The sequence below is a fragment of the Parazoarcus communis SWub3 = DSM 12120 genome, assembly GCF_003226565.1.
Classification (GTDB): Bacteria; Pseudomonadota; Gammaproteobacteria; order Burkholderiales; family Rhodocyclaceae; genus Parazoarcus; species Parazoarcus communis.
The window spans coordinates 52,704-65,746 of the sequence record NZ_QKOE01000003.1 but is presented as its reverse complement, the minus strand read 5'-3'; the positions used below and the strand labels follow the sequence as shown (position 1 = coordinate 65,746).

Here is a 13,043-nt window from a genome sequence, read left to right as displayed (position 1 = left end):
TCGTGTTCCAGACAATGATTCGAGAACCGATGTCTGGAACACCACAGCCCGGTGGTAAAGCCGATTGCGCAGGCTCAGTGGCTGGGCGCAGGCTGGCCGAGCTCGTCGGCAAAGCAACCGACCGGAGGGCCGAGCACAGCATCCGGCCCTTCGAAGCGGACCAGGAAGATCTCGACGTCCGGCGCGGCCTCGACATGGCCGGCCTTGACGACCACGCCACGGGTCCCTGCCGCGGCGAGCAGGGCGCCCTCCTCGACATCGGGCAGACTGCCATCGTTGTAGATTGCGTCGAGCGCGTGAACCATCTCGCCGGGGGCGAAGCTGGGGGTGCTGTTCATGGTGTTCACCATACGCTGGCCGGCGCCATCAGGCGCTCGACGGGTTTGTCGCCGATCAGGTGCTCGTCGATGATGGTGGCGATGTCGCTGGCGGCAACGCCGGAGTACATCAGGCCTTCCGGGTAGACGAGGACATTGGGGCCGCTGGTACAGGGGCCGAGGCAGCCGGTGTTGGTCAGCAGGTAGTCGGCCCACAGGTTGCGTGCCTGAAAGGCCTCCATGAAGCCCTGATAGATCTCGTTGCAGCCCTTTTGCTGACAGGAGCCGCGGGGATGCCCGGCTGGGCGGCCCTGTACGCAGATGAGGATGTGCTTCTTGGGTTTGGGCATGATGGACTCCGGATCGGAAAGTCAGGTGAATGGATGGTCCGGCCGGCCCGAAGGCCGGGGGTGCGGGGTCAGGCAGCGGCGTTGCACGCTTCGAGCAGGGCGGGCTTGATCTGTGCCAGCCAGGTGTCAACGCGTTCCTCGGTCAGTGCTGCCTGGTTGTCCTGGTCGATCGCCAGGCCGACGAAAGCGCCGTCGAGAACGGCCTGGGAGACCTTGAAGCTGTAGCCGTCGGTGGGCCAGCTGCCGACCACGGTCGCGCCGCAGGCGGTGACGCAGTCGTAGAGCTCAGCCATGGCGTCGCAGAACTCGTTGCCGTATTTGTCCTGGTCGCCGAGGCCGAAAATGGCGACCACCTTGCCACTCATGTCGGCGCCGTCGAGTTGGGGCAGGAACTCTGCCCAGCTTTCGGCCTGGGCGCCGCAGGCGAGGCCGGGCAGTTCGCCGTCGCCCAGCGTCGGGGTACCGATGATCAATGCGTCGTAGCCGAGGAAGTCCTCGACTGTCGCCTTGTTGACGTTGACCGGGTCGGCCGCCGCGTCGCCGAGCTTCTTGGCGATCGATTTGGCGATGCGCCGCGTGCGGCCGGTGTCGGTGCCGAAGAAGATGCCGATATTTGCCATGCTGGGCTCCTGCAGGAAAGAGTGTCGATAGCGTCAGTGCAGCGCTGGCTGCACCGTACAGGGGGGAAGGCGTTCGGGCTTCATGCGGGCTCGGGCAGGCCGAAGTGGGCGCGCAGCACACCAAGCAGGCGCGCCAGGCTGAGTTCCTCGCGCACCAGGGGCTCGCCCGAAGTGAGTGCATCGCCCTCGTCAGGGAAGGACAGCTCGACCGCGTAACGACCGACCGGCTGGCCGTAGGTGTAGATGAAGGCGCTCAGCGAGTGATCGCCCGGCATGAACAGGCCGAGGGCCTCCTCGTTGTCGCGCCAGCGCTCGTCGACCTCGAGCAGGCCGGCATTGAAGGCCTCGCCCAGGGTGTCGAGCAGATGAGTGAGGGTGCGGTACTTGTGCAGTGTGGGCTGTGTCATGGCGGCGTCATCCGGCGGTATGGCGAAGCAGTTTCAGACAAGCGCGGGTGGCGGCCAGGTCGACCGCACGAGCGTCATCGAAGTTGGTCAGCAAGGGGTTGGCACCGCATTCGAGCAGTAGCGCAACCATGTCGTCCTTGCCGGCGGAGGCGGTGTACATCAGGCAGGTGGCACCCATGTCGTTACGGTTGTCGATATCGATGCCGGCATCAACCAGCGCCCGTACCGCGGCAGCGGAGCTCGACACGCAGGCCAGCCAGAGCGCATTGTTTCCGTCCATATTGCGACGTGCCGGATCGGCGCCCAGGGCGAGCAGTTCGTCGATCAAGGCGGTATCGCCAAGCAGGGCTGCACGCATGAGTGGCGTCAGGCCATGCTGACGTGGAGCGTTGAGGTCCTGGGGGTCGAAGTCGTGTGCGTGCAGGAAGGCAAGCAGCGCCGCACTTGATGTGTCGTTCACAGCGGGTGGGTGGTCCGGGTTCAATCGGGCCTCAAGTGCTGTCGCCAGATACGGGTGACCGCCGTCGACGCTGTAGACTTCCGGGTAGCGGAAATCCGCAAACCATTGGGCGTAGGTCCGGCTGGCATTGCCGTGGTAGCAGTAGATCAGGACCGGTGTGGTGCGCGCCAGCCGGCTCATCGCCGCAGGAAAGCCTGCCTCGCTCAGATGGACCGCGCCGTCGATGTGATCCTTGGTGTAATGCGTCGCGTCGCGGACATCGAACAGCGCCAGTGCGGGAAGGATGCCGGCACGGTGGCGCAGGATCATGTCTGCCGCGTCGATGGGGGCAATGCGATGGTCCTGCCGACTGGTCGCGGCCACGTCGGCAGCAGGGCTCATCGTTGGACTCAGGGTCATCGGGTTTCCTCCAGGGGGCGGCCGCTGTGTCGCGCTTCGGGATAGGCTGGGGCGGTTTCAATGCGGGTGTCGTCGATCGCAAGGCCGATGGTGAAGTGATATGCGCTCTGCCATGGGCTGTGATCGAGGCTGAGCGCCTTATGGACGGGCTCGTCGAAGTAGCAGCCGATGCCGGTGCCGCGCAGTCCAAGGCTTTCTGCGCCGAGATAGAGCGACTGACCGATCAGCCCGGCGTTGCGGAACAGGTCACGATAAGCGGCAGGGTCGTCGGTAAACGCGATTTCGAAGGGGGCGAGCAAGCCGATCGCCAAACAGGCAGTTGCGGCGATGTCCTGGTGGCAGTGCAGGCTGCGGGCAAGGCGATAGAGCTCGACCTGCCCGAATTCGCGCAACAGAAAGAGTTCAGGGCGGTCTGCCAGTCCTGCAGCTTGCAGCTTGCAGTGCGCGAAGGCGGTGGGCTGTCCGGGTTCCTGCAGCACGTAGATGCCGGGCTCCATTCCGTCAACGCGATGGATGAAGAGCACCGGCTGCAAGGCATGAGGTTGTGCCAGCGGACTGCTGCCTTGCGCCCGGCTTGGCAGCAGGCATGCGATCAGGCGGCTCAGTTGCGCTTGCGTCATCGTGTGTGTGGATGAGAAGCGCTGCGCGCTGCGCCGGCCCAGCAGGACGTCTGAGGCGCGACGACCACTGCCGGGTAGTGGCGAGACTGTCGCCGCAGTGTGGGGGCGAGTCGGTGCTGCCGGGGTGTTGCGTCGGGTGGCGCGGGCGATGTCGTGAATCAGCGGCCAGCGATACATCGGTGCCGGATCCAGCCTGCTGGCCTTGCCGTGCCATTGGCATTGGAGGGTTTTCAGCAAGCGCCGGGGCAGATCGTCGTGTGGGGCGCCGAGGGGGCCGACATCAAGCAGCAGTTCGGCTTCTTCGCGTTCGTTCTCGGCATGTCTGCCGTTTGGATAGTCCGTTTCGCGATCCAGGCCGAGTCTGTGCGACAGTTCAGCGTGTCCAACCGGGCGTTCGGTGACATGCCAGCCCAGCAGCGCGGCAGCATGAGCCAATGCGCCGACTGCGTGACCAATGTCGAGCTGGCAGTAGCGGAAGCCGCGCTCGCCGTATTTCCAGGCCTCTCGCCACATGACGCTGGACAAGGCAATGCACAGCACCGGGGGCGTTTCCATATCGCCGACATCGGCTGCACGCAGCTCGAGGCTGTGGTCGTCGGCGCAGTAGTGATGCACGCCATTGGCCAGGCCGGGAATGTTGCGTGCGATGAGCCAGGCCTCCGTGGGGTGGAGATTGCCGCTGGACGGATTGGCCCTGACCGCCCAGCGGTCCGGACCCAGTGTCTTCCATGCGGTGATGCCGAAGGCGTGTTGCAGCAGCACGCCGAGGGTTTCGAGTGTGATTGGCAGCGCTGGCCGGTCCTGTCCGAGCTGGCCGATATCGACGGCCAGCGCCAGGGCGAGTTCGCTGCCGGGGTCGATGTCCTGACTGAGCGGCAGGCTGAGCGCCGGCGCACCGTCGTGGCGGCGGAAGGGCGAGGGCTGGGCGTCCCAGTCAAGCAGCTTGGGGCCGGCAGCATAGGCTTCGAAGCGGTGTTTGCTGCGGGTATGGTAAAGCTGTACGACGGTCTGATCCGTGCAAGCGACGGCTGTCACGGCCTCGGGGTGCGTGCTGGATGGAAGAAGGGTGTCGGTCGGCAGGTCCATGCTGGACTGCTTGCAAATCCGATACCAGGTGGGTGGGATCGGCGCGAAGTCCAGCAAATGCGCGGCCGGTGGCATCTTCCAGCATGCGCTGCTGCATCCCGTCGTGTACGGATTGCCTCGCCGGCAAGGTGCGCTGTCGCGTTTGCGACAAACCAGACCGCAACCCTTGGCGGGTTTGGTGGCTTTGGTTCTGGCGCTGGAATTGCTTGCCCGTGGAGTTTCTGGACCTCACTCGAGCATGCAATGGTGACCAACGCTTCCTATCAAATGACCTGTGCCGACATCGAAGAGGCGGCGACCGACATCCTGACCCTGATCGAGGGGCTCGATCCGGACAGCTACGCGCGTAGTCGCTTGACCCGGACGACGGTGGCTGAGCGCCTGCGGCGTATTGCCCGTCACCTTGCCCTGTTGCCGGCCGAGGCACGAGAAGCCATGCCGGAACTGGATTGGGGGGGCTGGTCCGAGCTGTACAGTGCAATGCAGGCGGGTCAGGCCGGCGTGCGGCAGGAGTGGACGGCGGCGAGCGAGATGGCGGTGCTTGTCCTGCAATGGATGCGGGTGTACCGGCAGCCAGCGTGAAGTGGGCGGGGCTTAGTGAGCGTTCGGGCCCAGATCGACAAATACCCAGAACGGCAGGCCGTCCGCCGCCCACTGGCGACTGGTGTCGCGCAGGACGCCGAGCAGGGTGTCGAACTCTTCCGGATGGGTGGCGCGGAAGTCTGCTGCATGTTCCAGCAGCAGCACGTAGCCATGGGTGGGCATCCATTCGAGGTCGCCCAGGCAGTCGGCGAGTGCGTCCCAGTTGTGACCAAACCAGTCGGGAAAGGCAAAGGCGGTCGCAAACCGTTGCAGCAACTCAGTCTTGTCCTGGCAGCCATTCAGGCTGACGCGCAGGCAGGCCTGGTCGACCTGGGCTGCTGCTGCGGCAATTCGCGCGCTGCTGTCGGGGGGCAACGGGCGGACGCCTGCGCGTGGGATATCGGTCAGCAGGTCGCTGAGGTCGGGCGCGGGTTTGCTCATGGACGGGGCTCGATGCGGCGGAAGCTGCGATAGTGGTCGGCAGTGTAGTAATACACTTCGGGTGGCTGGCCTCCCGTGACGATGCGGCGCGCACCACGGTCGCGTGCTCCGGGTGTGGGCACGGTGTACTCGCGGTAGTAGCCGCGCGGTTTGTCCGGCAGCAGGCGCTCGCGATTCTGAAAAGTGGTGCCGTCCTTGCGGTAAGGGTAGGGCCCACCACGCTGGATGAGTTCGAGCGTGGTGATCGCCTCTGGCGGCAGGTCGGCGGCTGACGGCTCGGACAGGCTGCAGGCGTTCAGACCCAGGGTCAGGGCTGCCGCTGCGAGCAGGGCAGCAAGGCGATGCAGAGGTTTCATCGACGGGCGGTATTGCGGAACATGGCCGCTTTGTCGGCGGATTCGGCGATTCGTTCCGGGCGGATGCCGTAACGCTTGATCAGGCCATGCATGAATTCGGTGATGGCTGCCAGCCGGGTGCTGGTGGGCGCGAGCTTGCGGGCACGGTCGATCAGGGCGCGGGCCTGGCGGGCGAAGGCCTCGTTCCAGCCGCGGTGCTCGATGTGACGCAGCAACGCAAGTGCTGCGTTGAACAACACATGCGGATTGCCCGGCATGCGCCGGGCTGCATTCATCATCTCGGCGACGGCACCGTCGTAGTCGCCAGCATGAGCCTTTTCGGCACCGACCGAGATCAGCGCCTTGACCTCCTCCTGGACACGCTGTTCGATCTCCCGTGAGAGTGCTTCAAGGCCGATCGATTTCATCACCTCGCGCGTGGTCTCGACCGTACGTTCGTCAGCCGAGGTGCGCAGGATGTCCATCACCAACTCCTTGCCTGCGTCGCCCATGTCCTGGTCGAAGCAGGCCTTGATCAGTTCCTGCTTGATGCCGACCGACAGTTTGCTGGCACTCGGGGCCGCGTGTGCGGCGGCCAGCAGGGCCTGCTGGGCGCGGGTTGTATCTCCGGTGTGGGCATGCAGCAGTGCGCTGGACAGTGCCTTGCACAACTCTGCCTTGGGTTGGCCACCCATCGAACGATCAAGGTCGGTGATGGTCGTGGCGGCGGCGTCGACCTTGTTCAGCGCGATCTGTGCCTGGACCAGACGGACATGGTCCTCGGGGTCACGGAAGTCAGAGTACTTGCCCTTGCGGACGACTTCGCCCATGACCTCCTCGGCGGCCTCCGGGTCACCCGTACTGAGCGACAACTCGCCCAGCTGACGTAGCCGGCTGACCCGGTGGGGCGAGCGCAGCGTGGCGGTCTTGAGCACCGTGCGTGCGCCGAGGGCGTCGCCGCTTTCTTCCTTGAGCTTTGCCAGCAGGTCGTAGGCTGCGATGAAACGCTCGTGTTCGTTGATCAGTCCGTCGAGAATTTCTTCGGCTTCGGCGTAGGCCTTCTTGAGATAAAGCGCGCGCGCCAGCCCGAGCTGAGCCCATGGAATCGCCTTGGCCGAGAGGATCTCGTGATAGATCGCGATCGCCTCGTCGGTTTGTCCTGCCGCGGTGTGAAGTTCGGCGCGCAGGCGCAGGAAGTCGATCAGGTAGAGCGGATAGCGATCCTGTGCTTCGTCACAGTAGGCGATGGCGCCGAGGATGTCGCCAATGGCCATCAGGCGCCAGGCGGGCAACAGGGCATCGCGCTTCTCCAGGGCACGCATCAGGCGCACACGCAGGGCCTCGGCCGCCAGCGGCTTCAGGATGTAGTCGTTGGGCGACAGCTCCGCGGTGCTGACCACGCGCTCGTAGTTGCGCTCGCCGGTGATCATCACGAACAGGGTGTCGAGCGGGATGATCTCGTGGTTGCGCAGGTCTTCGAGCAGATGCTGGCCGTCCTGGCCTTCGCCCAGGTTGTACTCGCACAGGATCAGGTCGTAACGCGCTTCGCGCAGCCGCCGCACGGCCATGCCGGCCGACACCGCGAACTGGACCTCTTCCATGCCGATCGAGCTCAGCATGGTGCGCAGTTGCGCACGCATGGTGGGTTGAGCTTCGATGACGAGGATCTTGAGGCGATCGAGGGCGACCATGTCGGCGGGCTGGTTATCGGGTGTCAGTTGAATTACGGCGATTGTGGCCGATTCTGAAGGGAATTCGAAGCGTGCTCAGGCCGCGTCGCGGACCAATTCGAGGATGGCCTCACCGTAGGCTTCGAGCTTGCGGTCGCCGATGCCCGGCATGTGGCCAAGCTCGGCCAGGCTGCCGGGGCGGGCAATGGCAATCTCGCGCAGGGTGGCATCATGAAAGATGACGTAGGCGGGGATGTTGCGTTCCTTGGCCAGCGCCGCACGCCAGGCGCGCAGTCGGTCGAACAGCGTGGTCGGGATGCCGCCCGGAATGTCGGTGCGGGCCGTGCTGCGACGACTGCGGTTGCGGGCTTTCTCTGGAGCCAGTCGCAGCAGGAAACTGGATTCGCCGCGCAGCAGCGGGCGGGCGAGGTCGGTCAGCATGAGTGCGTTGTAGCGTTCATGGTCGACGCTGAGCAGTTCGCGCGCGACCAGTTGACGGAACACCGTACGCCAGCGCTTTTCATCGAGATCGCTGCCGATGCCGAACGTACTGATGCTGTCGTGGCCACGTTCGCTGACCTTCTCGGTGGCATCGCCGCGCAGGACGTCGATCAGGTGTCCGGCTCCGTAGCGCTGGCCGGTGCGATAGACGCAGGACAGGGCCTTGCGTGCGGCTTCGGTCGCATCCCAGGTCTGCGGTGGATGCAGGCAGTTGTCGCAGTTGCCGCAGGGTTCGGCGGCCTCGCCGAAGTAGGCGAGCAGGTGCTGACGGCGGCACGTGGTGGCTTCGACCAGACCGACGAGGACATCGAGTCGGTTGCGCGCCAGGCGCTTGAACTCTTCGCTACCTTCCGATTCGTCGATCATCCGCCGCTGCTGGACAACGTCTTGCGCACCCCACGCCATCCAGGCCTGGGCGGTCTGGCCGTCGCGGCCGGCCCGGCCGGTTTCCTGGTAGTAGCCTTCGATCGAGCGTGGGAGGTCAAGGTGGGCGACAAAGCGGACATCAGGCTTGTCGATCCCCATGCCGAAGGCAATGGTGGCGACCATGATCAGGCCGTCCTCGCGCAGGAAGCGGGTCTGGTGTTCCGCGCGCACCTCCTGCGGTAATCCGGCGTGGTAGGGCAGGGCCTTGAGACCGTGTTCCTGCAGCCAGGCCGCGGTCTCCTCGACCTTGCGCCGTGACAGGCAATAGACAATGCCGGCTTCGGTCGGATATTCGTCGCGGATGAAGCCGAGCAGCTGGCGACGCGGATCGTCCTTATCGACGATGGTGTAGCGGATGTTCGGGCGGTCGAAGCTGGAGACGAAGCGGCGGGCATCGTTCAGGCGCAGCCGGTTGGCGATCTCCTCGCGGGTCTGGCGGTCGGCGGTGGCGGTCAGTGCGATGCGCGGGATGGATGGGTAGCGCTCCGGCAGGATCGACAGCTGCAGGTATTCCGGGCGGAAGTCATGCCCCCATTGCGACACGCAGTGGGCTTCGTCGATGGCAAACAGGGCCAGACGATGGGTGTCACGCAGGTGGTCGAGCTGATCGAGGAAGCGCGGCGTCATCAGTCGCTCGGGGGCGACATAGAGCAGGTCCAGGCTGCCGTCGTACAGGGCTCGTTCGACCGCGCGTGCGGATTCTGTGTCCAGACTGGAATTGAGAAAGGCGGCCTTGACGCCGGCCTCGACCAGTGCGCTGACCTGGTCCTGCATCAGGGCGATCAGTGGCGAAACCACCACCGCCGTTCCCTCGCGCATCAGTGCAGGTACCTGGAAGCACAGCGATTTGCCGCCGCCTGTCGGCATCAGCACCAGCGCGTCGCCACCTGCAGCAACATGTTCGACGATGGCCTGCTGTTCGCCACGGAAGGCGGTGTAGCCGAAGACGTGCTCGAGAATGTGAAGGGCGGTGGGGGCTTGGGATGACATCGGCCGCTATTTTAGCGGGATGCGCGGGCTTGAGGTGGATGCTTTGAGCCTGATTGTCGTGTCTCCGCGGGCTGGCGCGGAAAACCTGGCAAGCCGCGTCGGGCGGTGGCGTGGCCTGCTTGCAAGGATGCGCCGTACCGTTCAGCGGGTGTGGGCACGGATGCGCGCGATCAGTGAGGTGGTGGAGCGCTCGACTTCGAACGGAATGGAGTGCACCTGTCCGCCCCAGGCACGGACTTCGGCCGCGCCGACGATGGCATCCGGCGCCCAGTCTCCGCCCTTTACCAGGATGTCGGGGCGGGCGGCGAGGATGCGCTCGATCGGTGTATCCTCGTCGAACCAGGTGACGAGATCGACGCTCTGCAGCGCAGCCATGACATGCATGCGGTCTTCCAGCGTGTTCATCGGCCGGTCTTCGCCCTTGCCCAGTCGTTTGACCGAGGCGTCGGTATTGAGTGCGACGACCATGGCTGCGCCAAGCGCGCGGGCCTGGGCAAGATAGGTCACGTGGCCCCGATGCAGGATGTCGAAGCAGCCGTTGGTGAACACCAGGGCGCGCGGCAGCGCCGCGCAACGTTCGGCCAGTTGATCGGGCGGGCAGAGTTTGGCTTCGAAGGCGGGGCGGGGGTAGTTCATGAACGGAGTTGGGTGCGGGCGAGAAGGGGTGGGCTTTGGATTGTAAGCGATCAGATGGGCAGGCTCATTGTGTTGGTGCGTTGGTTGAGAGGGTGGGCCTGCGTGCATTGGGTGGGCGGGGTGGGGCGTCCTTGGTGGGGGCAGGCGTTCGCGGCCTCCGGCTTCCCGCGATGGGCGGCGTCGCGGCGGAGTCGGCGCAAACTCGGTCGCTGCGCTCCCTCAAACATGCGCCGCCTTTTTTCCGCCGCGGCACCACCCATCGCGGCGCTCTCGACAGCCCCCACCAAGGACGCCCCACCCCACCTGGAACGTGTGGCAGGAGGGGCGGATGAAAGGCTGGCTGCGCGGTGTCCGCCGCATCGAATCGCCCAACTACGACGCCCGGCCCGAGGGCGTGCAGGTCTCCCTGATCGTGATCCACGCGATCAGCCTGCCGCCGGATCAGTTCGGTGGTCCCGGCGTGATCGAACTGTTTACCAACTGCCTGGACCCCGAGGCCCATCCCTACTACGCAACCATCCATCAGTTGCGGGTATCGGCGCACTTCTTCATCCGTCGTGACGGCGAACTGATCCAGTTCGTACCCACCGCGGCGCGGGCTTGGCACGCAGGGGTATCGTGCTGGCAAGGGCGTGAGCGCTGCAACGACTTTTCCATCGGTATCGAGCTGGAGGGTTGTGACACCCAAGCCTTCGAGCCGGCACAATATACGGCCCTGGTTGCGCTGCTCAGGCGCCTGCGGCGGCGTTATCCCGGGGTGGCGGTTGCCGGCCATTCCGACATCGCGCCCGGACGCAAGACTGATCCAGGTCCTTGTTTCGACTGGACTTGGCCAGGGCTTGTGGCATAAATGCGACTGTCAGGTTTTGACAAAAAACCATTGGCTCAATAGAATCCGCTTCGCTGCAATGCAGCAATTCTGAACTGATCGTATTCACTCAGGTGCGATGCCGGCGCGATTTTCGCGCCTCGGCACACACGTCATGGACGCGCGCACCGCGGGATGGAGAGTCTGGTTGCGTCTCTCCATCTTCAACCCTACTGGCGACCGAGCATCTCGCAGGCGGCGATGGCTTACCGGCCCTCTCCGCCACCCCAGCCCCGGTGACCTTCCGGGTGACGCGCAGGTTCCTACCTGAACCGCGCCGCGCTTTTGCTCCGGCCACAGCACGGAGGTAAGCCATGGAACACGCAACGTCTTCGAAAGGGCCGGCAGTACAGGCGGCCACCTGGCTGCTCCGTCTGGGGCATGTCAGTCTGATCTCCCTGGGGCTGGTAGCACTGGTCCACATTGCCGACAAACAGCTGGAAGCGACATCCTCCACGTCGTTCGACGTCCTGGTGACGACCGCTGTGGCATCCGATACGGCGCCAGATCCAGTGGCAGTTGTTGAGCTCACGCAGGCCGAGCCCGTCATCGAGCCGGGTTTGTCGGGTGAGATGACCCGTGTGCGGGACTGGGTGGCGAGACGCTACCGGGTGTCGACCGCGGCGCTTGAGCCAGTATTGCTTGCGGCTGAGGAGGCTGGTCGTCACGCCGGTATCGATCCGCTGCTGATCGTCGCGGTGATGGCAGTGGAGTCCAGCTTCAATCCCTTTGCCGAGAGTCATATGGGGGCGCAAGGTTTGATGCAGGTGATTCCGCGCTTTCACATGGACAAGATCGACAAAGCGGGCGGGGGGGACGACGCCCTGTTCGACCCCGAGGTCAATGTGCGTGTGGGGACGCTCGTGCTACACGAGGGCTTGCGTCGCTACGGCAGCATGCAGTCCGCGTTGCAGTACTACGGCGGTGCCTTGAGCGATCCAGAAGCCAGTTACGCACGCAAGGTCATGGCAATGAAGCAACGCCTGCTTTCGGCCGCGGGGCGCAAGGCTGGCAACTCGGCTTGATGCTGCCGGGCTGAGTTGCAGGGCGCCTGGGAGGCTGTCGGACTCTCCCACTGGCGGGGCAGATCGGCCTCAAGCCCGACAGCCTTCTAGAGCGCGGCGCGGATACGTTCGACCGCCTGGAGCAGCCGTTCGCAATGGGTGGTGTAGGCAATGCGGACGTGTTCGCGTGGGCGGTGACTGCCGAAATCCAGGCCGGGCGTGATGGCAACGCCAGCGGTTTCGATCAGCTTGCGCGCGAACTGTTCGCTGTCCTCGGCCAGCGTGGCGATGTTGGCGTAGATGTAGAAAGCACCTTGCGGCTCGCTGCCGATCTCGAAACCCAATTCGCGCAGACAGGGCAGCAGCGTGTCGCGGCGGCGGGCAAATTCATGCCGCCGTGCCTCCAGTATATCGATCGTGCCGGGCTTGAATGCACTTAGAGCGGCCTGTTGAGCCGGCGTCGATGGCGATATGAAATAATGCTGAGCGAGCTTTTCGATCTCGCGAACGTAGGCTTGCGGAGCCACCAGCCAGCCGAGCCGCCAGCCGGTCATGCCGAAGTACTTCGAAAAGCTATTGACCACAAACACATCTTCCGCGTTACCGAGTTCGGGGATGGCAAGGGCAGTCGAACTTTCCACGCCATAGGTCAGGCCCTGGTAGATCTCGTCGACCAGCAGCAGGCCGCCTTGGGTGGAGGTGCTGTGGTGAAGGTGGGTGAGTGCTTCGCCGCTCAGGAGGGTGCCGGTGGGGTTGGCCGGGGTGGCCACCATCAGGCCGCGGGTGCGCGCGCTCCAGTGTGCCTCGACTTGCGCGGGGGTGGGTTGATAGTGCTGGCGTGCACCCACGTCGATGGCGATCGCCTTGCCCTCGAAGCTGCGTACCAGATGACGGTTTGACGGGTAGCCCGGGTCGGGCAACAGCCACTCATCGCCGGGATTGGTGGTGGCAGCGAGTGCCAGCATCAGTGCGCCGGAGGCGCCCGAAGTGATGATGATGCGTTCCGGGGCGACGTCGGCGCCAAATCGATCGTGGTAGAAACGGGCAATGGCCTCGCGCAGTGCGGGCAAGCCCAGTCCCGGTGTGTAGTGTACTGCACCATTGGCGATGAAGCGGCTTGCTGCCTCGACAATCGGTTGTGGGGTGGGAAAGTCGGGTTCGCCGACTTCCATGTGGATGATGTCGCGACCTGCCGCCTCGAGCTCGCGTGCGCGGCGCAGCAACTCCATGACGTGAAAGGGCTGGATGTCGGCCATGCGGTGAGCAAGTTGTGGCGCGGTCACGAAGGGCTCCTTGAAAAGAAAAAGCGCCGGCTGTGCGGCGCTTTGAGG

Annotated in this window: 15 protein-coding genes; 3 read left to right on the top strand and 12 right to left on the bottom strand. The window is 64.8% G+C overall.

Annotated features, from left to right (window positions below; genetic code table 11):
* Positions 1–74 precede the first annotated feature (74 nt).
* The 6 genes from DNK49_RS05695 to DNK49_RS05670 all read right to left on the bottom strand — a co-directional run bounded on the left by DNK49_RS05695 (position 75) and on the right by DNK49_RS05670 (position 4,259).
* Positions 75–338 (bottom strand): nitrogen fixation protein NifZ, encoded by a 264-nt coding sequence (locus tag DNK49_RS05695; protein ID WP_110523623.1) that lies wholly within the window; start codon positions 336–338, stop codon positions 75–77.
* 5 nt (positions 339–343) lie between these two features.
* The gene (locus tag DNK49_RS05690; protein ID WP_110523372.1) at positions 344–667 is read right to left on the bottom strand and encodes a (2Fe-2S) ferredoxin domain-containing protein; all 324 of its coding nucleotides are present in this window, start codon (positions 665–667) and stop codon (positions 344–346) included.
* Positions 668–735: 68 nt separating this feature from the next.
* The gene (locus DNK49_RS05685; RefSeq protein ID WP_110523371.1) at positions 736–1,287 is read right to left on the bottom strand and encodes a flavodoxin; all 552 of its coding nucleotides are present in this window, start codon (positions 1,285–1,287) and stop codon (positions 736–738) included.
* 80 nt (positions 1,288–1,367) lie between these two features.
* Positions 1,368–1,694, bottom strand: coding sequence for a hypothetical protein (locus tag DNK49_RS05680; protein ID WP_110523370.1), 327 nt, complete (start codon positions 1,692–1,694; stop codon positions 1,368–1,370).
* Between the two features lie 7 nt (positions 1,695–1,701).
* A complete protein-coding gene (locus tag DNK49_RS05675) occupies positions 1,702–2,553 on the bottom strand; it encodes an ankyrin repeat domain-containing protein (RefSeq protein WP_243632247.1) in 852 nt (283 codons plus the stop codon).
* Complete coding sequence (locus DNK49_RS05670; RefSeq protein ID WP_110523369.1) at positions 2,550–4,259, bottom strand: nitroreductase family protein; 1,710 nt, start codon at positions 4,257–4,259, stop codon at positions 2,550–2,552. The genes DNK49_RS05675 and DNK49_RS05670 overlap by 4 nt, the downstream gene beginning before the upstream one ends.
* Before the next feature lie 243 nt (positions 4,260–4,502).
* On the opposite strand from DNK49_RS05670, the gene DNK49_RS05660 reads away from it, so the two are divergent.
* Entirely contained in the window at positions 4,503–4,841 is a 339-nt protein-coding gene (locus DNK49_RS05660) for a hypothetical protein (protein ID WP_110523367.1), read from the top strand.
* A gap of 12 nt (positions 4,842–4,853) precedes the next feature.
* Here DNK49_RS05660 and DNK49_RS05655 read toward each other — a convergent pair whose 3' ends face one another.
* The 5 genes from DNK49_RS05655 to rfaE2 form a co-directional block, all read right to left on the bottom strand.
* Positions 4,854–5,282 carry a barstar family protein gene (locus DNK49_RS05655; protein WP_110523366.1) on the bottom strand — a complete coding sequence of 143 codons (429 nt, stop codon included), beginning with the start codon at positions 5,280–5,282 and terminating at the stop codon, positions 4,854–4,856.
* The gene (locus tag DNK49_RS05650) at positions 5,279–5,638 is read right to left on the bottom strand and encodes a guanyl-specific ribonuclease (protein WP_110523365.1); all 360 of its coding nucleotides are present in this window, start codon (positions 5,636–5,638) and stop codon (positions 5,279–5,281) included. Before DNK49_RS05650 ends, DNK49_RS05655 begins: the two co-directional genes overlap by 4 nt.
* A complete protein-coding gene (locus DNK49_RS05645) occupies positions 5,635–7,308 on the bottom strand; it encodes a tetratricopeptide repeat protein (protein ID WP_110523364.1) in 1,674 nt (557 codons plus the stop codon). The genes DNK49_RS05650 and DNK49_RS05645 overlap by 4 nt, the downstream gene beginning before the upstream one ends.
* Positions 7,309–7,383: 75 nt before the next feature.
* Positions 7,384–9,204 carry a DNA helicase RecQ gene (recQ, locus tag DNK49_RS05640; RefSeq protein WP_110523363.1) on the bottom strand — a complete coding sequence of 607 codons (1,821 nt, stop codon included), beginning with the start codon at positions 9,202–9,204 and terminating at the stop codon, positions 7,384–7,386.
* A 141-nt stretch (positions 9,205–9,345) separates the two neighbouring features.
* Positions 9,346–9,840: a D-glycero-beta-D-manno-heptose 1-phosphate adenylyltransferase gene (gene rfaE2, locus DNK49_RS05635; protein ID WP_110523362.1), complete on the bottom strand. Its 495-nt coding sequence runs from the start codon at positions 9,838–9,840 to the stop codon at positions 9,346–9,348.
* A gap of 328 nt (positions 9,841–10,168) precedes the next feature.
* On the opposite strand from rfaE2, the gene ampD reads away from it, so the two are divergent.
* Together ampD and DNK49_RS05625 are read left to right on the top strand one after the other, a co-directional pair.
* Complete coding sequence (gene ampD / locus DNK49_RS05630) at positions 10,169–10,690, top strand: 1,6-anhydro-N-acetylmuramyl-L-alanine amidase AmpD (protein ID WP_110523361.1); 522 nt, start codon at positions 10,169–10,171, stop codon at positions 10,688–10,690.
* Positions 10,691–11,022: 332 nt separating this feature from the next.
* Entirely contained in the window at positions 11,023–11,733 is a 711-nt protein-coding gene (locus DNK49_RS05625) for a lytic transglycosylase domain-containing protein (RefSeq protein ID WP_110523360.1), read from the top strand.
* Between the two features lie 86 nt (positions 11,734–11,819).
* Here DNK49_RS05625 and DNK49_RS05620 read toward each other — a convergent pair whose 3' ends face one another.
* Positions 11,820–12,995 carry a pyridoxal phosphate-dependent aminotransferase gene (locus DNK49_RS05620; RefSeq protein ID WP_279386406.1) on the bottom strand — a complete coding sequence of 392 codons (1,176 nt, stop codon included), beginning with the start codon at positions 12,993–12,995 and terminating at the stop codon, positions 11,820–11,822.
* Between the last annotated feature and the right edge of the window lie 48 nt (positions 12,996–13,043).

Coding starts and splice junctions, on each gene's coding strand:
- recQ (WP_110523363.1), bottom strand. CDS start 9,204: ATGTCATCCCAAGCCCCCACCGCCCTTCACATTCTCGAGCACGTCTTC.
- rfaE2 (WP_110523362.1), bottom strand. CDS start 9,840: ATGAACTACCCCCGCCCCGCCTTCGAAGCCAAACTCTGCCCGCCCGAT.
- DNK49_RS05670 (WP_110523369.1), bottom strand. CDS start 4,259: ATGGACCTGCCGACCGACACCCTTCTTCCATCCAGCACGCACCCCGAG.
- DNK49_RS05645 (WP_110523364.1), bottom strand. CDS start 7,308: ATGGTCGCCCTCGATCGCCTCAAGATCCTCGTCATCGAAGCTCAACCC.
- ampD (WP_110523361.1), top strand. CDS start 10,169: ATGAAAGGCTGGCTGCGCGGTGTCCGCCGCATCGAATCGCCCAACTAC.
- DNK49_RS05690 (WP_110523372.1), bottom strand. CDS start 667: ATGCCCAAACCCAAGAAGCACATCCTCATCTGCGTACAGGGCCGCCCA.
- DNK49_RS05680 (WP_110523370.1), bottom strand. CDS start 1,694: ATGACACAGCCCACACTGCACAAGTACCGCACCCTCACTCATCTGCTC.
- DNK49_RS05625 (WP_110523360.1), top strand. CDS start 11,023: ATGGAACACGCAACGTCTTCGAAAGGGCCGGCAGTACAGGCGGCCACC.
- DNK49_RS05650 (WP_110523365.1), bottom strand. CDS start 5,638: ATGAAACCTCTGCATCGCCTTGCTGCCCTGCTCGCAGCGGCAGCCCTG.
- DNK49_RS05695 (WP_110523623.1), bottom strand. CDS start 338: ATGAACAGCACCCCCAGCTTCGCCCCCGGCGAGATGGTTCACGCGCTC.
- DNK49_RS05660 (WP_110523367.1), top strand. CDS start 4,503: ATGGTGACCAACGCTTCCTATCAAATGACCTGTGCCGACATCGAAGAG.
- DNK49_RS05655 (WP_110523366.1), bottom strand. CDS start 5,282: ATGAGCAAACCCGCGCCCGACCTCAGCGACCTGCTGACCGATATCCCA.
- DNK49_RS05675 (WP_243632247.1), bottom strand. CDS start 2,553: ATGACCCTGAGTCCAACGATGAGCCCTGCTGCCGACGTGGCCGCGACC.
- DNK49_RS05685 (WP_110523371.1), bottom strand. CDS start 1,287: ATGGCAAATATCGGCATCTTCTTCGGCACCGACACCGGCCGCACGCGG.